The 17354-nt window shown below is 72.0% G+C and carries 17 protein-coding genes; 11 read left to right on the top strand and 6 right to left on the bottom strand.

Translation table 11 applies throughout. From position 1 onward, the window contains the following. Window positions 1-19: 19 nt before the first annotated feature. Complete coding sequence (locus tag C1N81_RS34890) at window positions 20-424, top strand: YchJ family protein (RefSeq protein ID WP_394435311.1); 405 nt, start codon at window positions 20-22, stop codon at window positions 422-424. A gap of 22 nt (window positions 425-446) precedes the next feature. On the opposite strand, the gene C1N81_RS34885 is transcribed toward C1N81_RS34890, so the two are convergent. Next, window positions 447-1148, bottom strand: a complete 702-nt coding sequence (locus tag C1N81_RS34885; RefSeq protein ID WP_394435310.1) for a FadR/GntR family transcriptional regulator — start codon at window positions 1146-1148, stop codon at window positions 447-449. 144 nt (window positions 1149-1292) lie between these two features. Here C1N81_RS34885 and C1N81_RS34880 point away from each other — a divergent pair, with 144 nt between their 5' ends. Together C1N81_RS34880 and C1N81_RS34875 are read left to right on the top strand one after the other, a co-directional pair. Continuing rightward, a complete protein-coding gene (locus C1N81_RS34880) occupies window positions 1293-1805 on the top strand; it encodes a gluconokinase (protein ID WP_394435309.1) in 513 nt (170 codons plus the stop codon). Between the two features lie 51 nt (window positions 1806-1856). After that, window positions 1857-3263, top strand: coding sequence for a GntT/GntP/DsdX family permease (locus C1N81_RS34875; RefSeq protein ID WP_394435308.1), 1407 nt, complete (start codon window positions 1857-1859; stop codon window positions 3261-3263). 113 nt (window positions 3264-3376) lie between these two features. Here C1N81_RS34875 and C1N81_RS34870 read toward each other — a convergent pair whose 3' ends face one another. Both C1N81_RS34870 and C1N81_RS34865 read right to left on the bottom strand, forming a co-directional pair. Then, window positions 3377-4918: an APC family permease gene (locus C1N81_RS34870; RefSeq protein ID WP_394435307.1), complete on the bottom strand. Its 1542-nt coding sequence runs from the start codon at window positions 4916-4918 to the stop codon at window positions 3377-3379. Between the two features lie 44 nt (window positions 4919-4962). After that, window positions 4963-5931, bottom strand: coding sequence for a hypothetical protein (locus C1N81_RS34865; RefSeq protein ID WP_394435306.1), 969 nt, complete (start codon window positions 5929-5931; stop codon window positions 4963-4965). A 342-nt stretch (window positions 5932-6273) separates the two neighbouring features. Between C1N81_RS34865 and C1N81_RS34860 the strand changes: the two genes are divergently transcribed. From C1N81_RS34860 to C1N81_RS34835, 6 genes are all read left to right on the top strand, one after another. Beyond that, on the top strand, window positions 6274-7164 hold the full coding sequence (locus tag C1N81_RS34860; RefSeq protein WP_394435305.1) for a DMT family transporter: 891 nt from the start codon (window positions 6274-6276) through the stop codon (window positions 7162-7164). A 417-nt stretch (window positions 7165-7581) separates the two neighbouring features. Continuing rightward, on the top strand, window positions 7582-8094 hold the full coding sequence (locus C1N81_RS34855; protein ID WP_394435303.1) for an NUDIX domain-containing protein: 513 nt from the start codon (window positions 7582-7584) through the stop codon (window positions 8092-8094). 21 nt (window positions 8095-8115) lie between these two features. Next, the gene (locus tag C1N81_RS34850; protein ID WP_394435302.1) at window positions 8116-8508 is read left to right on the top strand and encodes a YidH family protein; all 393 of its coding nucleotides are present in this window, start codon (window positions 8116-8118) and stop codon (window positions 8506-8508) included. After that, entirely contained in the window at window positions 8496-8834 is a 339-nt protein-coding gene (locus C1N81_RS34845) for a DUF202 domain-containing protein (protein WP_394438435.1), read from the top strand. Before C1N81_RS34850 ends, C1N81_RS34845 begins: the two co-directional genes overlap by 13 nt. Window positions 8835-9021: 187 nt before the next feature. Continuing rightward, a complete protein-coding gene (locus C1N81_RS34840) occupies window positions 9022-10062 on the top strand; it encodes a phosphotransferase family protein (protein ID WP_394435301.1) in 1041 nt (346 codons plus the stop codon). A 7-nt stretch (window positions 10063-10069) separates the two neighbouring features. Continuing rightward, window positions 10070-11284, top strand: coding sequence for an acyl-CoA dehydrogenase family protein (locus C1N81_RS34835; protein WP_394435299.1), 1215 nt, complete (start codon window positions 10070-10072; stop codon window positions 11282-11284). Between the two features lie 66 nt (window positions 11285-11350). Here the strand turns inward: C1N81_RS34835 and C1N81_RS34830 are convergent, their stop codons facing one another. The 3 genes from C1N81_RS34830 to C1N81_RS34820 are packed head-to-tail and all read right to left on the bottom strand — an operon-like array spanning window position 11351 to window position 14431. Continuing rightward, window positions 11351-11944, bottom strand: a complete 594-nt coding sequence (locus C1N81_RS34830; protein WP_394435297.1) for a TetR/AcrR family transcriptional regulator — start codon at window positions 11942-11944, stop codon at window positions 11351-11353. Between the two features lie 52 nt (window positions 11945-11996). Continuing rightward, window positions 11997-13670: a class I adenylate-forming enzyme family protein gene (locus tag C1N81_RS34825; RefSeq protein ID WP_394435296.1), complete on the bottom strand. Its 1674-nt coding sequence runs from the start codon at window positions 13668-13670 to the stop codon at window positions 11997-11999. Then, window positions 13667-14431 (bottom strand): SDR family oxidoreductase, encoded by a 765-nt coding sequence (locus C1N81_RS34820; RefSeq protein ID WP_394435295.1) that lies wholly within the window; start codon window positions 14429-14431, stop codon window positions 13667-13669. The genes C1N81_RS34825 and C1N81_RS34820 overlap by 4 nt, the downstream gene beginning before the upstream one ends. A gap of 198 nt (window positions 14432-14629) precedes the next feature. On the opposite strand from C1N81_RS34820, the gene C1N81_RS34815 reads away from it, so the two are divergent. Together C1N81_RS34815 and C1N81_RS34810 are read left to right on the top strand one after the other, a co-directional pair. Then, the gene (locus C1N81_RS34815) at window positions 14630-15889 is read left to right on the top strand and encodes an exo-beta-N-acetylmuramidase NamZ family protein (RefSeq protein ID WP_394435294.1); all 1260 of its coding nucleotides are present in this window, start codon (window positions 14630-14632) and stop codon (window positions 15887-15889) included. Between the two features lie 201 nt (window positions 15890-16090). After that, a complete protein-coding gene (locus C1N81_RS34810; protein WP_394438433.1) occupies window positions 16091-17344 on the top strand; it encodes an MFS transporter in 1254 nt (417 codons plus the stop codon). The last annotated feature ends 10 nt before the right edge of the window (window positions 17345-17354 follow it).

Here is a 17354-nt window from a genome sequence, read left to right as displayed (position 1 = left end):
GGTGGGGGACAATGTGCCCATGGCACGCCCCTCCTCCCCCACCCCGCCCACCTGCCCGTGCGGCCTTCCCCGGCCGTACGAGGACTGCTGCGGGCGCTACCACTCGGGCGGCGCCGCCGCGCCCACGGCCGAGGCCCTCATGCGCTCGCGGTACACGGCGTTCGCCCGCAGGGACGCCTCGTACCTGCTGCGGACCTGGCACCCGGACACCCGGCCGCCGGTGATCGAGTTCGACCCGGCGCTGACCTGGGCCGGTCTGGAGATCCTGGACGCCACCGAAGGGTCCGCGTTCCACCAGAGCGGCACGGTGACCTTCCGCGCCCGCTACAAGGACGGCGGCCGGGCGGGCGCGCTGCACGAGCGCAGCCAGTTCTTGCGGGTCGGCGGCGCCTGGGTGTACGTCGACGGGGACTTCATCGAGTAAGTCCTTCTGCCTGTACAGCGGTTCAGGGCGCCAGGATGTCGAGTTCCTGGAGCGCCCCGACCGCGATCTCGCGCGTGAGCGCCTCCGCGCGCTCCGCGTCGCCTCCCCGCACCGCCTCCGCGACCGACACGTGCAGGGTGACCGCCGCCGGGTCCGGGTCCTCGAACATGACCTGGTGGTGCGTGCGGCCCGCGAGGACCTCCGCGACCAGGTCGCCGAGGTGGGCGAACATCTCGTTGCCCGACGCGTTGAGGACGATCCGGTGGAACTCGATGTCGTGGACGAGGTACGCCTCCAGCTGCTGGCCGCGTGAGGTGGCGACCATGCCGAGCGCGCACTCGGTGAGCGCGGCGCACTGCCCGGCCGTCGCGTAGCGCGCGGCGAGCCCGGCGGCGACCGGTTCGACCGCCGACCGCAGCACGGTCAGCGAGCGGAGCTGGCGCGGCCGGTCGGCGCCGGCCAGGCGCCAGCGGATGACCTGCGGGTCGTAGACGTTCCAGTCGGCTGCCGGGCGGACGGTGACGCCGACGCGGCGCCGCGACGCCACCAGGTGCATCGACTCCAGGACCCGGACCGCCTCACGCATCACCGAGCGCGACACCTCGTAGCGCTGGGCGAGCTCGTCCGTGCGCAACACGCTGCCCTCGGGGTACTCGCCGGCCGTGATGGCGGGACCGAGGCTGTCCAGTACGCGGGCGTGCAGTCCCCGGTCCTTCGTGGTCATGGGGTTCAGCGTACGGTTCGGGCACGGCCAACAAAAAGTCTGACTTTTAAGTCACAGTCTCTTGAATTAGTCAGACCTATTGCGTTTCAGTGTCGTGACACAGCGATGTCGATGAAGACAGCGATTGCAGACAGCGAGGCAGCGATGAGCACCCCCCACGTCGTCGTGGTCATGGGCGTAGCGGGCACCGGCAAGACAACGATCGGTCCCCTGCTCGCCGAACGGCTCGGCGTTCCGTACGCCGAGGGCGACGACTTCCACCCCCCGGCCAACATCGCCAAGATGACCGCCGGAACGCCCCTCACGGACGAGGACCGCTGGCCGTGGCTGGACGCCATCGGCGAGTGGGCCCACGGCCGGGCCGGGCTCGGCGGGGTGGTCAGCTCCTCCGCTCTCAAGCGCGCCTACCGCGACCGGCTGCGGGCCGCCGCCCCGGGCGTCGTCTTCGTCCACCTCACCGGCGACCGTCGACTGATCGAGGACCGGATGGCGCACCGGCAGGGCCACTTCATGCCGACCGCGCTCCTGGACTCGCAGTTCGCCACCCTCCAGCCGCTCGCGGCGGACGAGGCGGGCGTCGGCGTCGATGTGTCGGGCTCCCCGGAGGAGATCGCCGACCGGGCCGTCGAGGCCCTGACCGCGCTCGACTCCGAGTAACCCGCAGCCCCTCACCCGAACCCCTCCCCACGTACCAAGGGATCCACCACCGTGACCAGTCTCAGCGTCGAGATGCTGGCAGCGGACGCCGTCGAGCCGATCACCTCCGCGGGCCATGCCCAGCTCGGGATCGCCGTCCTCGCGGGCATCGCCGTCATCGTCCTGCTCATCACGAAGTTCAAGCTCCACGCCTTCCTGGCGCTCACCATCGGCTCGCTCGCGCTCGGCGCGGTCGCCGGGGCACCGCTCGACAAGGTGATCACCAGCTTCACCGCGGGCCTGGGCTCCACGGTCGCGGGTGTGGGCGTGCTGATCGCGCTCGGCGCGATCCTCGGCAAGCTGCTCGCCGACTCCGGCGGCGCGGACCAGATCGTCGACACGATCCTCGCCAAGGCCGGCAAGTCCGGCGGCAAGGCGATGCCGTGGGCGATGGTCCTGATCGCCGCCGTGATCGGGCTGCCGCTCTTCTTCGAGGTCGGCATCGTGCTGCTGATCCCGGTCGTCCTGATGGTCGCCAAGCGCGGCAACTACTCCCTGATGCGCATCGGCATCCCGGCGCTCGCCGGCCTGTCGGTCATGCACGGTCTGATCCCGCCGCACCCCGGCCCGCTCGTCGCGATCGACGCGGTCGGCGCCAACCTGGGCATCACGCTGGCGCTCGGCATCGTCGTCGCCATCCCGACGGTGATCATCGCGGGTCCGGTCTTCTCCAAGTACGCCGCCCGCTGGGTGGACGTGCCCGTGCCCGACAAGATGGTCCCGGGCCGCGCCTCCGACGACCTGGAGAAGCGGCCGAGCTTCGGCGCCGCCGTCGTCACCATCCTGCTGCCGGTCGTGATGATGCTGGCGAAGGCCCTGGTCGACATCGTCGTGGACGACCCCGACGCCACCGTGCAGCGCGTCTTCGACGTCATCGGCAACCCGCTGACCGCCCTGCTGGTGGCCGTCATCGTCGCCATGTTCACGCTCGGCCGCCCGGCCGGATTCACCAAGGGCAGGCTCCAGGCGACCACCGAGAAGTCCCTCGCCCCGATCGCGGGCGTGCTCCTCATCGTCGGCGCGGGCGGCGGCTTCAAGCAGACCCTCATCGACTCCGGCGTCGGCCAGATGGTCCTGGACATCTCCAAGGACTGGTCCATCCCGGCACTCCTTCTCGCCTGGCTGATCGCCGTCGTGATCCGCCTCGCCACCGGCTCGGCCACCGTCGCGACCGTCTCGGCCGCCGGTCTCGTCGCGCCCCTCGCGGCCGACATGTCGGACAGCCACACGGCGCTCCTGGTCCTTGCGATCGGCGCGGGCTCGCTGTTCTTCAGCCACGTCAACGACGCCGGGTTCTGGCTGGTCAAGGAGTACTTCGGGCTCAGCGTCGGCCAGACGGTGAAGACCTGGTCGATCATGGAGACGATCATCTCCGTCGTCGCGGGCGCCCTGGTCCTGCTCCTTTCGCTGGTCCTGTAGCCGGCCGTCCACGACCGCTCCGACGCGAACCGGCTCCGGCCCCGCCCCCCGTCACCAGGTGTGACGGGGGGCGGGGCCGGAGCCGGTTCTCCTCGGCGGCCCGGTGGCCTGTCTCAGCCGGCCTTCTTCTCCAGCTGGAACGCCTCGTTGCCCAGGCCGATCCTGGCGTGCGCCCGCGGGTTGCGGGAGCGCAGGACGAGGCTGTAGGCGACGCCGACGACCGCGGCGAGGGCGATGACGCCGGGCAGCAGCCAGTTGAGGGCGGAGCCGGAGCCCGAGCCGACGAGGACGTCGAAGTCCTTGATCGTGTAACCGGCGATGACGAGCAGCGCGAGGCCCGCGATGCCGGAGGCCACCAGACGCCAGGCCTGCGCGCCCGCGGCGCCGCGCTTCACGAAGAAGACGATGACCGCGAGGGACGCCGTGGCCATCAGCAGGATGACGCCGAGCGCGCCCACGTTGCCGCCCCACGTGAAGAGGTGGAGGACCGGCGCGGTCGGGTCGCCCGCCTCGCCGTCGTCGGCGACCGCGAAGCAGACGACGACGATCAGCGAGATCACGGACTGCAGGATCGAGCCGGTGCCGGGCGCGCCGCTGCCGCTGTTGGTGCGGCCGAAGCGGGCCGGGAGCAGGCCCTCGCGGCCCATGGCGAACGCGTACCGGGCCACCACGTTGTGGAAGCTGAGCAGCGCCGCGAACATGCCGGTGACGAACAGGACGTGGACGACGTCGGTGAACGTGGAGCCGAGCCGGTCCTCGGTCAGACCGAACAGCAGGCCCGCCGACTGCTTCTGCGCCTCACCGACGATCCCGGCCGGGCCGGTGGCGACGGTCAGCGCCCAGGAGCTGAACGCGAAGAAGAGCGCGACGCCGCCGACGGCCAGGAACATGACGCGGGGCACGAGGATGTGCGGGCGGCTGGTCTCCTCCGCGTACACGGGCGCCTGCTCGAAGCCGGTGAACGCGGCGATGCAGAAGCACAGGGCGGTGCCGAGGCCGACGCCGGAGAGCGTGGACGGGTTGAAGGCGTGCAGCGACAGGCCCTCGCGGCCCGGGTCGCCGATCGCCGCGATGTCGAAGACGACCACGACGGCGACTTCGAGGAGCAGCAGGACGCCGAGCACCTTCGCGTTGACGTCGATCTTCAGGAGGGCGAGCACGCCGACCGCGACGACGGCCACGAGCGCCGGTATCCACCAGGCCAGTTCGACGTCGAGGTACTGCTGGAAGAGCCCGGCGACCTCGAAGCCGAAGATCCCGAAGATGCCGACCTGGAGGACGCTGTAGGCGACGAGCGCGACCAGGGCCGCCGCGGCGCCGGTGGTCGGGCCGAGGCCGCGGGAGATGTACGCGTAGAAGGCGCCCGCGTTGTGCACGTGCCGGCTCATCTCGGCGTAGCCGACGCTGAAGAGGGTCAGGACGACACCGAGGATCAGGAAGAGCAGGGGCATGCCAACCACACCCATGACGGCGAACGTCGTCGGCATCACGCCCGCGACCACCATCAGCGGGCCGGTCGCCGCGAGCACGGAGAGCAGCAGCCCGGCCGTGCCGAGGCGCCCGGCGCGCAGCGCGCTCTCCTCGCCCAGATAGGTGCTGATGCCCGGCTCGGCCGCCACGGCTCTGTCGCTCGTGCTCGAACTGCCCGTCGTCATCGCGGGGTTGTCCTCTCTTGGTCGTCTGTGCCGCTCTGGGTCGTCTAGGCCGCGCCGAGCGCCTCGTTGCGCGCGGCGTGGAACGCTTCGTACGGGTCCCGGTCCGGGTAGGACCAGGGCGCCGGGGTGAGATGCGTGCCGATGCGGTGGAAGAGGGCGGCGGCCTCGGCGGGGCGGCCCTCGCAGTACTTGGCGTGCGCCAGGAAGTTGAGGTCGATACGGCCCCGCGGATGGGCGGCGCCGGCCCGGTCGTGCGGGTCGCCCCACTCCAGCCACCAGTCGAACGCGGCCTTCATGACGACGCGGGCCCGCCGCCCCGTCCAGTGCCCGGACGCCTTCGGATCGGGCGGCTCCACACCCGCCTTGGCGAGGACGCGGTAGCGCTCGGCGTGCGCGATCACCGGGAGCACCGCCAACGGCGAGTCCGGCGGCGCCTGTTCGGCGGCCCACGCCGCGAAGTCGTACACCTCGTGCAGCGGGTCCTGGCCCGCGGCGGCGCGGCGCTCGGCCAGCCTGGCCACCATCAGGTGATGGGCGTGGTGGTGGACCGGATAGCGCAGCCGCACCTCGTCGAAGAGGCGGACGACGTCCTCCTCGCGGCCCAGTTCGCGCTCCAGGAGCAGCAGTCCGAGCCAGGGCGTCGGGTCGCGCGGCACCAGCGAGGCGGCCTCGCGGCAGGCGGCGCGCGCCTTGTCGGGGCGGCCCTTTCCGGCCACGGCGCGGTACACGGTGGCGCAGGCGAGCAGGACGGCGCCGTCGGTGGACTCGGGCTCGGCCAGACGCCAGTCCCGGACCCAGGCGACGGCGGTGGGCTCCTGCGCGAGCCCCATCACACGATGGCCCCTGCGGTCCCAGTCGGCACCGGTGTCGGCGAGCAGCGCCCGCGCCTCGGTCCACCGGCCCTGGGCGAGCGCGGTGCGGGCGGCGATGAGCCCGGTGTCGTCGAGCGCGGGGTCGAAGGAGTGCGCGGCCTTCTTGCGGGGGCGCCCGAGCGGAGGCGGGGGTGGGGACACCGCGGCGGTTCCTCTACGACTTCTCAGCTACGACAGTTCTGCTGCGACGGTTCGGCTGAGACGGTTCTGCTAGGGCCTTCTCAGCCACGGAGTGGCGGACGTGCGGCACCGACGCGACACTGCGTGGCCCCGTTACGAATGATCACGCACAGCAAACCGGTAGGAGAACCTCCGCGTCAAGGGTGATCCGGTGACGAACTTGATCAACTCGGCCCTTCACCGGCCGAGTTAGGGTGCCGCTAGGGGCGCCCGTGCCGCCCGTCGCGGGGCGGCGGACGCCCGGGGGCGCTATCGTCGGCACATAGCCCTCTGCCCGTGTCGCAGCCGTCCGAGGTGCGCAGCGTGTCGGTACTCGTACTCGTCCTCGCCGTGAGCGCGGCGTTCTGCCTGGGCATCGGCTTCGTCCTCCAGCAGAACGCGGCGCAGCACGCCCCGCTCGGCGACTTCCTCTCCCCCCGGCTGCTCGTCGACCTGATCCGGGTGCCGCGCTGGCTCGCCGGCATCGGATTCATGATCTGCGGCATGGCGCTCGGCGCGGTCGCGCTCGGGCGGGGCGAGGTGACCCTCGTCGAACCGCTCCTCGCGACGAACCTGCTCTTCGCGCTCGTCCTCTCCCGCCGCCAGACGAGACAGCCGCTCGGGCGGCAGGGGTGGGCGGGGCTGCTGCTGCTCGCGGGCGGCGTGACGGCGTTCATCGTGGCGGGTCAGCCGCGCGGCGGCACGGCGGTCACGGATCCCCTCCGGCACTGGCTGATCATCGGCGTCATGGTCGGCGGCGCCCTCGCTCTCGCCGCGCTCGCCAAACGCTCCCGGCTCAGCGCGGGGCCCGCGCTGCTCGCCGTCGCGGCGGGACTCCTGTACGGGGTGCAGGACGCGCTGACCCGCGTCTCCGGCCAGCGGTTCGGTGCGGACGGCTGGGCCGGCCTGCTCACCTCCTGGCAGCCGTACGCCGTGTTCGCCCTCGGGGTGACCGGGCTCGTCCTCGTCCAGAGCGCCTTCGAGACGGCCCCGCTCCGCATGTCGCTCCCCGCGCTGACCGCGGCGCAGCCGCTTGCCGGAATCGTGTGCGGGGTGGGGTTCCTCGGGGATCAGCTGCGGATGGACGCGGGGGCACTGGCGTGGCAGGCGGTGGGGTTGGCCGGGATCGTGTGCGGGGTGATCCTGCTGGGGCTGCACCCCGCCATGCCAGGCGCTGCCGCGCGGGACCGGGCCCAGATCCGCACCGGCCACTGACCGACTCCGTCGCCGGGTGCGACTCTCGTCGTGGCTGGTCGCGCAGTTCCCCGCGGGCGCGTTGCCTGGTGCGGGTCGCGTCGTGGCTGAGCGCGCAGTTCCCCGCGCCCCTGGAGGCATGCGGCTGCGCCGCGCCTCCCCCTGAGATGGCGCACGCAGTGCGCATCTCAGGGGCGCGGGGAACGGCGCGAGCAACCACGACGGGACCGGCAGCCGAGAACGAAGGGGGTAGCCGCACGAAGTGCGCACCCCCCAGGGGCGCGGGGAACTGCGCGACCGGCCACGACGAGAGTCGCACCCGAGAACGGGGGGATCGCCGCACGAAGTGCGCATCCCCAGGGGCGCGGGGAACTGCGCGAGCAACCACGACGGGAGTCGCGGCCGGGACGAGGGTGTGCCCCCACTAGCCTCACCCGTATGGACCCCGCCGAGGAAATTCTGGACATTGTCGACGACCAGGACCGTGTCATCGGGCAGGCCCCGCGCGGCGAGGCATACGCCCGCGGCCTGCGGCACCGAGCCGCGTTCATCCTGGCCCGCGACCCGGAGGGCAACGTCTTCGTTCATCGCCGCACCCCCACCAAACTCGTGTTCCCGTCCCACTACGACATGTTCGTGGGCGGAGTCGTCGGCGCGGGCGAGACCTACGACGAGGCCGCGCTGCGGGAGGCGGAGGAGGAGCTGGGGGTGAGCGGCCTCCCCCAGCCGACCCCAAGGTTCAAGTTCCTGTACGAGGGCGGAGCCGACGGCGGCGGCTCCTGGTGGTCGTACGTGTACGAGGTGGTCTGCGCGCACCCCGTGCACCCGCAGGCCGAGGAGATCGACTGGTACGCCTTCCTGCCCCGGGAGGAACTGGAGCGCCGCCTCACGGAGTGGCCGTGGACCCCGGACGGCCTGGCGGCGTACGAGCGGCTCAGGAGCGGAGCGTGACGCACGGGTAAGGTCGTGCCAGTGATCGATTTCGTGCGCAACGTCCGGCTGTGGTTCGCCCCGGAGCGGATCAGGGACGAGGGGGACACCCCGGACTACCGCTTCTCGCTGGCCAACGAGCGCACGTTCCTGGCGTGGATCCGCACCGCCCTGGCGCTGATCGGCGGCGGTTTCGCCGTGGACCAGTTCCTGCCGGACCTGCGCTGGGCGTGGCGCGTGGGCCTCGCGCTCGCGCTGCTCGCGGCGGGCGTGCTGTGTTCGCTGCGGGCGGTGAGCCACTGGGTGCGGTGCGAGCGGGCGATGCGCCGGGGCGAGGATCTGCCGGTGTCGAGGTTCCCGGCGGTGCTGAGCCTGGTGGTGGCGCTGGTGGCGGTCGCGATGGTCGTCGTGGTGATCGTGGGCTGGGAGGGGTGAGCCGCGCGGACGAGGTGCCCGCGCGTGATCCGGGGTTGCAGCCGGCCAGGACCCGGCTGGCGTGGCGGCGTACGACGCTGTCCTGCACGGTCGCGGCGGTCCTCGCGGCGAAGACGGTGCTGCATGGCGGGATCGGCCCGCTCGGCGTCGTGGCGGCGGCGCTGTGTTTCGTGGTCTGGCTGGGTTTCCTGGCCGTCGCGCACCGCCGGATCACCGCGCTCGCCCTGCACGAGGCGGCGCCCCCGCTGCTGTCCCGCCGGGGCGCGGTGACGGCGGCGCTGTGCACGGTGGCCCTGGCGGTGTTCGCGACGGCCCTGGTGCTCTAGGGGGCAGTGCGCCTCGACGCGGGGGGCACGGGAGCCAGGGGCGCCGGAGCCACAGGCCCGCGCGGCGTTACGGCTGTCACGTTTCCTCCATTCACTGGACGACATACCGACTGGTCGGCATGATGAGGTGCGGCGTCGCACCGTCCCGCCGCACCCAGATCGCCCGACCGGACTCCGGAGGACCTCGATGAGTCACCCCCCTGGCCTCGACCTCGACCAGCTGCGCGGCCACCTCGACCGTGAGCGGCCCGGCCTGGTCGGCGGTCCGCTGTCCGGGCGGCTCATCGAGGGCGGGCGCTCCAACCTGACGTACGAGGTCACCGACGGGACCGGGAAGTGGGTGGTCAGGAGGCCGCCGCTCGGGCACGTCCTGGCCACCGCGCACGACATGAAGCGCGAGCACCGGGTGATCGCGGGCCTGTACCCGACCGCCGTACCGGTCCCGGAGCCGCTGCTGCTGTGCGAGGACACCGAGGTGCTCGGCGCCCCGTTCTACGTCATGGAGTTCGTGGAGGGCACGCCGTACCGGACCGCCGAGGAGCTGGCGCCGCTCGGGCCCGAGCGGACCCGGGCCGCCGTGCTCGGGCTCGTCGACACGCTCGTGGATCTGCACGCGGTGGACCCGGCGGAGGTGGGCCTCGCCGACTTCGGGCGTCCGGAGGGCTTCCTCGACCGGCAGCTGCGCCGCTGGGGCAAGCAGCTCGACGCGTCCCGCAACCGCGACCTCGCGGGCATCGACGAGCTGCACGCGGCGCTCGGCCGCTCGCTGCCCGCCTCGCCCGCGCCGACGATCGTGCACGGCGACTACCGCCTCGACAACGTCCTGATCCGCCGGGACGAGAAGGACGGCGTCGACCGCATCAAGGCGATTCTCGACTGGGAGATGTCCACCCTCGGCGACCCGCTCACCGACCTCGGCCTCCTCGTCATGTACAGCGCCAAGCTGGAGCTGCCGGACTCCCCCATCTCGACGACGGCCTCGGCCGCCGGGCACCCGGCACCGGCCGAGCTGATCGAGCGGTACGCCGCGCGCTCGGGGCGCGACGTGTCGGCCGTCGCCTGGTACACGGCGTTCGCCTGGTTCAAGCTCGCCGTGATCCTCGAGGGCATCCACTACCGCTACACGCTCGGCCAGACCGTCGGCGCGGGCTTCGACCGGATCGGCGAACTGGTCCCGGTCTTCATCGAGCACGGCCTCACCACCCTCCAGGACCTTCAGGAAGGCTGATCCCCTCATGGACTTCGCATTCGACGCCCGTACGCAGGAACTGTGGGACCGGCTCCTCGCCTTCATGGACGAGCACGTGTACCCGGCCGAGGCCGTCGCCGGTGAGCAGCGGGCCGCGCTCGACTCCCCGTGGCAGACCCCGGCCATCGTCGGGGAGCTGAAGGCGGAGGCCCGCAAGCAGGGCCTGTGGAACCTGTTCCTGCCGGACGCCGAGCACGGCGCGGGCCTGACCAACCTCCAGTACGCGCCGCTCGCCGAGATCACCGGCCGCTCCCCGCAGCTCGCGCCGACCGCGCTGAACTGCGCCGCGCCCGACACCGGCAACATGGAGGTGCTCGCCCAGTTCGGCTCCGAGGCGCAGCGGAAGCAGTGGCTGGAGCCGCTGCTCGCCGGGGAGATCCGCTCCGCGTTCGCGATGACGGAGCCCGAGGTCGCCTCGTCGGACGCCACGAACATCACCACGCACATCGAGCGCGACGGCGACGACTACGTCATCACGGGCCGCAAGTTCTACATCTCGGGCGCCATGAACCCGGACTGCAAGATCTTCATCGTCATGGGGAAGACGGACCCCGACGGGCCCGACATCCGCCGCCAGCAGTCGATGGTGCTCGTGCCGCGCGACACCCCGGGCGTCGAGGTCCGCCGGGCCATGACCGTGTACGGCTTCGAGGACCACTGGCACGGCGGCCACGCCGAGGTCGTCTTCGACCACGCGCGCGTGCCCGCGAGCAACCTCATCGGCGAGGAGGGCGGCGGCTTCGGCATCGCCCAGGCGCGGCTCGGCCCCGGCCGCATCCACCACTGCATGCGCCTCATCGGCATGGCCGAGCGCGCCATCGAGCTGATGTGCAAGCGGGCCGTCTCCCGCACCGCCTTCGGCAAGCCGCTCGCCCAGCAGGGCGTCGTGCAGGAGTGGATCGCGGACGCGCGCGTGGCCGTGGAGCAGTTGCGCCTCCTCGTCCTCAAGACGGCCTGGCTGATGGACACCGTCGGCAACCGTGGCGCCCACACCGAGATCCAGTCCATCAAGATCGCCACCCCGCGCACGGTCGTCGACATCATCGACAAGGCGGTGCAGTTGTACGGGGCCGGCGGGGTGTCGCAGGACTATCCGCTGGCGGAGCTGTGGGCGGGCGCGCGCACGCTGCGCCTGGCCGATGGCCCGGACGAGGTGCACCAGCGCTCCCTCGCCCGGCGGGAGTTGAAGCGGTACCTCTAAGTCAGTCGCCGGGTGCGGGTGCGTCGCGGCCGGACGCGCCCGCGGCCGAGGCGCTCCCGCGGCACCTTACGGACGCAGCGCCCGAAGGAGCAGGTCCGCCAGCTGGTCGGCGAGCTGCTGCGGGGTGAGCGGGCCGTCGGGCCGGTACCACGTGGACAGGTGGTGGACCGAGCCGAAGTGGTAGTCGACGACGAGGTCCGCCGGGGTCTCGGTGGAGAAGACGCCGGTCCGCTGGCCCTCCTCGATGAGCGCCCGGAACCGTTCGTGGTAGCGCCGGCGCTCGGCCCGCACCTGCTTGTTCTTCTCGGGGCTGAGGTGGTGCATGGAGCGGAAGAAGATCGACGCGTCGTCGAGGTTGTCGATCGTCGTCACCACGACGTCGGCCGCCGCCTCGCGCAGGCGCCGCTCGACCGGCTCGTCCCGGTCGGCGAACGCGTCGAGCCGCTCCTGCTGGAGGCGGAGCACGCGCGCGTACACCTCGTGCAGGAGATCGTCCTTGGAGCCGAAGTAGTGGTAGAGGGCGCCCTTGGTGACGCCCGCCGCCTCCACGATCTCCTGCACCGACGTGCGGTCGTAGCCGCGCTCGGCGAACAGCCGGGTGGCGGCCGCGAGGAGTCGTTGCGGAACGGGCGTGCCGTCGCCGTCCGTCGTCCTGGCCACTGCCGCCACCTGCCTTTCTCGTCCTTCGCCCATCACCGGGAGAGGTGACGGGTCATACCGCGGGAGAACGCAGTTCCCGCCGGAGGATCTTCCCACTCGCCGTCTTGGGAAGCTCGCGCAGGACCTCCACCTCGCGGGGGTACTTGTACGCGGCGAGCCGTTCCTCGCAGTACGCGGACAGCTCGGCGGAGGTGGCGTCCGCACCGGGGCGCAGGCTGACGTACGCCTTGACGCTCTCGCCGCGGTAGGGGTCCGGAATGCCGACGACGGCCGCCTCGCGCACGGCGGGATGCGTGTAGAGGACGTCCTCGACCTCGCGCGGCCAGACCTTGAAGCCGGACGCGTTGATCATGTCCTTCTTGCGGTCGACGACGTAGAGCCAGCCCTGCGCGTCCATGAAGCCGATGTCGCCGGTGCGCAGCTCCCCGTCGGGGAACGCCTCCTCGGTGGCCTCCGGGCGGCGCCAGTAGCCGGGCACGACCTGCGGGCCGCGCACCGCTATCTCGCCCTGCTCGCCGAAGGGCACCTCGTGGCCGAGGTCGTCGAGGATGCGGACGACGGAGTCGGGTCCCGGCACGCCGACCGCGAGGGTGCCGGAGGCCGGGTCGACGGGCGCCTCGACGCCGGGCGGCACGGAGGCGCAGGGCGCGGTGCACTCGGTGAGCCCGTACCCGTTGTGGATGTAGGGGCCGAAGGCGGCGCGGAACTTCTCCACGAGCGCGGGCGGCACCGGCGCGCCGCCCGAGGAGATGGAGACGAAGGAGGCGAAGTGCTCGCGGGTCGCCTGCGGCTGGGCGCCGAGCGCCATGAACGCGGTGGACGGGCCGACCGTGTAGGCGGGCCGGTGTTCGGTGAACGCGTCGAGGACGACGCCGGGCTCGAAGCGGTAGGCGAGGGCGAGGGTGCCGGTGTTGACGAAGCTCGCGACGAGTTCGCAGACCATGCCGGTGATGTGGAACAGCGGCGCGAGCGCGAAGTACGTGGCGCCCTCGGCGATCCCGAGGCCCGTGCGCTGCCGCTCGGCGTTGTACATGATGTTGCGGTGCAGGTTGGTGGCGCCCTTGGGGGTGCCGCTCGTCCCGGACGTGTAGCTGATCAGCGCGATGTCGTCCGCCGCGGGCAGGCGGTCCGCGGGCGCCGCGTGGCCCTGCCGGGCGACAGCCACCAGGTCGTCGGCGTCCTCGGCCTGCGGGGTCACCCGGTCGAACTTCAGGACCCGCTCGTCGCCCCGCGTCTGGAGGTCGAGTTCGCAGGCGGTGAGCACGATGCGGACGGGCGAGTCCGCGGCCGTCCCGCGCAGGTACGCCTCCCAGGCCCGGTCCGTACAGACGAGGGCGGTCACCTCGGCGTCGTGCAGGACGTGCCCGACCTCGCCCGACTTGTACATCGGGTTGACGGGGACGACGACCGCGCCCGCCTTGAACGCGCCGAGCAGCGCGAGCACGAAGTGCGGGCTGTTCTGCAGCATGATCGCCACGCGGTCGCCGCGCTGAAGGCCCTTGGCGGCGAGATGCCCGGCCACCGAGTCCGACAGGGCGTCCACCTCGGCGTAGGAGAGGCGGCCGTCGAAGTAGGCGAGGGCGGTGCGGTCGGGGGCGCGGCCGACGGCGTCGGCGAAGGCGTGGGCGAGGGTGGCGGCCGGGTGGACCGGCGCCTTCTGCGCGTCGTTGAGCACGCCGAGCCAGGGCCGGGCCGCGTAGAGGGAGCCCGTCGTCGCGTCCGTCACCGGGCGTCCTCCCACTTCTGCTGGATGCGGTTCATGTTGGTCAGCCAGCGCTCGGGGACGGCGGCGCGGGCCGCGTAGTACTCGGCGACCTCGGGGTGCGGCAGGATCAGGAAGCGGTCCTCGGCCATCCCCGTGAGCAGCGCTTCCGCGACGTCCTCGGGCTCGATCGCGGTCGGCGCGAGCACCAGCTCGCCCGCCGATCCGGCCGCCGTCAGCATGTCGGTGCGCACACCCTGCGGGCAGATCGCGTGGACCTTGATCCCGCGGTGCCGGTACGTGAGCGAGAGCCATTCGGCGAAGGCGTACGCGCCGTGCTTGGTGACGCTGTACGGGGCCGCGCCGACCATGGTGAGCAGCCCGGCGGCGGAGACGGTGGAGACGAAGCGGCCGCTGCCGCGCTCCAGCCAGTCGGGGATCAGCGCGTGCGCGGCGCGGACGTGCGCCATGACGTTGACGTCCCAGGCCAGGGCCCACACCTGCTCGTCGGCGGCCTCGGTGCCGCCGGAGGCGAGTCCGGCGTTGGCGCAGTAGACGTCGACGGTGCCGCCGAGCGCGTCTCGGGCCTCGTCGATGATCGCGGAGGCGTCGCCGGGGACGGCTGTCGCGCCGATCTCCACGGCGACCTTGGCGGCCTTGTCGGCGTCCAGGTCGTTGACGACGACGCGGGCTCCCTCGGCGGCGAACCGGCGGGCGAGCGCGGCGCCGATGCCGCCGCCCGCGCCGGTCACGACGATCCCCTGGCCTTGCAGACTCTCCACCATCGGTCTCCTTCGACACGACTTCGGCATGACGCGCAACGGCTCGGTTGCCTCAGCAGACTAACCAGTCGGTATGTCGTGGGGGAAGGGGTTCCCGGCAGGTGATCCGCGTGCGGCTCGTTCCCTGCGGCCGGTCGGGGCGTTAGCGTGCATGGCCATGCCAGCTCCACCGAGGTGGGCACCGACGCCGGAGGTTTTCGCATGAACGTGTCGAGACGGTTGCTGCTCGCGGTGAGCGCGGGGGCGGTGGGCGCGGCCGGCGCCCCGCTCGCGGCGGCCGGGACGGCGAGCGCCGCGCCCCCGGGCGGCGGCCACCGCCTGCGGACCGGCTTCGACCGGCTCCGCGCGGACGGCTACCGGCTGCTCGACGGAGAACGGGTCGGCATCGTCACCAACCCCACCGGGGTCACGCGCGACGTCCGGCACATCGTCGACGTGATGCACCCCGACGACCGCGTGAACCTGGTCGCGGTGTTCGGCCCCGAGCACGGTTTCCGCGGCACCGCGCAGGCGGGCGGCTCGGAGGGCCGCTACGACGACCCGGCGACCGGACTGCCCGTCTACGACACGTACTTGAAGAGCGGGCAGGCGCTGGCCGACATCTTCACGGCGTCCGGCGTCGACACGGTCGTCTTCGACATCCAGGACGTGGGCGCCCGCTTCTACACGTACATCTGGACGCTGTACGACTGCATGGAGGCGGCGCAGCTCGCGGGGAAACGGTTCGTCGTCCTGGACCGGCCGAACCCGGTGACCGGCCGGAACGCGTACGGCCCGATCCTGCACAAGGAGTTCGCGACGTTCGTCGGCCGCCGGGAGATCTCCCAGGCCCACGGCATGACGGTCACGGAGCTGGCCCGCCTCTTCAACGCCGAGTACCTGACCCGCCCCGTCGAGCTGGCGACCGTGGCGATGTCCGGCTGGCGGCGCGACGACTTCTACGACGTGTCAGGTCTCCCCTGGGTCCCCCCGAGCCCCAACATGCCGACCCCGGACACGGCGCTCGTCTACTCCGGCACCTGCCTCTTCGAGGGCACGAACCTCTCCGAGGGCCGCGGCACCACCCGCCCCTTCGAACTCCTCGGCGCCGACGGCATCGACGGCCGCTGGGCGGCCCGCGCCAACGAGGAGAACCTGCCCGGCGTGCACTTCAGGGAGGCGTACTTCGCCCCGACGTTCTCCAAGTTCCAGGGCAAGACGATCGGCGGCGTACAACTCCACGTGGACGACAGGGGCTCCTTCGACCCGGTCCGCACGGGCATCGCCCTGCTCATCACGGCGAAGGCGACCTGGCCCGGCTTCGCCTGGCGCCCGGACAACTGGATCGACAAACTGACGGGCTCCACCCAGGTCCGCACGATGATCGACGCGGGTGCGACGACGGACGAAGTGGTGGCGGCGTGGCAGGACGAGTTGCGCACATTCCGCAGGACCCGAGCGAAATATCTGGCGTACAGGTAGTCGCCGCCAGGGGCGCGGGGAACTACGCGCCCAGCCACCGACAGCCCGCACATGGCGACGATCTCAAAAACCGAGACGGCGCATCCCACCCATTGACTGCAAGATACAGCGACCGCAACAGTACGGAGCGTGCTCAACTCCGACCCCACCAGGCATGATGAAGCCCCGGCCACACAGAACAGGCACCCCCAGGCGGAGAGCCTGAAACGCGTGGCCGTGGCCAGTTTCATCGGCACCGCCATCGAGTTCTACGACTTCTACGTCTACGGGACGGCCGCCGCACTCGTCCTGAACGAGGCGTTCTTCCCGAACCTGTCCTCGCTCAACGCGACCCTCGCCTCGTTCTCGACGTACGCCGTCGCCTTCGCCGCCCGCCCGATCGGCTCGCTGATCTTCGGGCACTTCGGCGACCGGATCGGCCGCAAGTCGGTCCTGGTGGCGTCGCTGCTCCTGATGGGCCTGTCGACGGCGTGCGTCGGCCTGCTCCCCGGCTACGACACGCTCGGCGTGTGGGCGCCGCTGCTGCTCGTCCTGCTCCGGTTCCTCCAGGGCGTGGGCCTGGGCGGCGAGTGGGGCGGCGCCGCGCTCCTTGCGGTGGAGCACGCGCCGCGCGGCAGACGCGGCATGTTCGCGGCGTTCCCGCAGCTCGGCCCGTCGGTCGGGTTCTTCGCGGCGACGGGCATCTTCTGGCTGCTCTCGGAGTCGCTGTCGGACGACGCGTTCCAGTCGTGGGGCTGGCGGATCCCGTTCCTGCTCTCCTTCCTCCTGGTCGCCGTCGGCCTGTTCGTCCGGCTGAAGATCAGCGAGACGCCGGTCTTCGCGAAGGTCATGGAGAACCAGGAGGCCAGCAAGGCGCCCGCCCTGGAGGTCTTCAAGCGGCATCCCCGGGAAATCCTGCTCGGCGCGGGCGGCATGGTCGTCGCGTACGGCCTCTTCTACACGGCGACCACGTACTGCCTGGCGTACGGCACGAAGACGCTCGGCGTGCCGCGCTCCACGATGCTCGCGGTGTCCCTGGTGGCGTGCCTGTTTCTGGCTGCCGGGACCTGGCTGGCCGCGACCCGCTCCGACGCGGGCGGCCGGCGCAGGACGGTCCTCGCGGGCTCGGCTCTCGCGGTCGTCTGGGGGCTCGCTCTCTTCCCGCTCATGGACACCGAGCAGCCCGTCCTCATCGCACTCGCGCTCGGCGGCGCCCTGTTCTGCATGGGTGTCGTCTACGGCCCGATGGGCGCCTATCTGCCGGAGCTGTTCGGGGTGCGGGTGCGCTACTCGGGCGCCTCCTTCGCTTACAACCTGGGCGGTGTGCTGGGCGGGGCGGTGGCGCCGCTGGTGGCGACGCGGCTGCAGGACGCGTTCGGGTCGTCGTCGGTGGGCTGGTACGTGAGCGCGATGGCGGTCGTCTCGCTGCTGTGCGTCCTCGCCCTGCCGGAGACGCGCGAGCGGGAACTGGCCTAAAGACACGAGA

The organism is Streptomyces sp. SGAir0957 (assembly GCF_043523415.1).
This window is presented reverse-complemented; position numbering and strand designations above follow the sequence as displayed.

Coding starts and splice junctions, on each gene's coding strand:
- C1N81_RS34880 (WP_394435309.1), top strand. CDS start 1,293: ATGAGCACCCCCCACGTCGTCGTGGTCATGGGCGTAGCGGGCACCGGC.
- C1N81_RS34885 (WP_394435310.1), bottom strand. CDS start 1,148: ATGACCACGAAGGACCGGGGACTGCACGCCCGCGTACTGGACAGCCTC.
- C1N81_RS34890 (WP_394435311.1), top strand. CDS start 20: ATGGCACGCCCCTCCTCCCCCACCCCGCCCACCTGCCCGTGCGGCCTT.
- C1N81_RS34820 (WP_394435295.1), bottom strand. CDS start 14,431: ATGGTGGAGAGTCTGCAAGGCCAGGGGATCGTCGTGACCGGCGCGGGC.
- C1N81_RS34835 (WP_394435299.1), top strand. CDS start 10,070: ATGGACTTCGCATTCGACGCCCGTACGCAGGAACTGTGGGACCGGCTC.
- C1N81_RS34855 (WP_394435303.1), top strand. CDS start 7,582: ATGGACCCCGCCGAGGAAATTCTGGACATTGTCGACGACCAGGACCGT.
- C1N81_RS34870 (WP_394435307.1), bottom strand. CDS start 4,918: ATGACGACGGGCAGTTCGAGCACGAGCGACAGAGCCGTGGCGGCCGAG.
- C1N81_RS34815 (WP_394435294.1), top strand. CDS start 14,630: ATGAACGTGTCGAGACGGTTGCTGCTCGCGGTGAGCGCGGGGGCGGTG.
- C1N81_RS34840 (WP_394435301.1), top strand. CDS start 9,022: ATGAGTCACCCCCCTGGCCTCGACCTCGACCAGCTGCGCGGCCACCTC.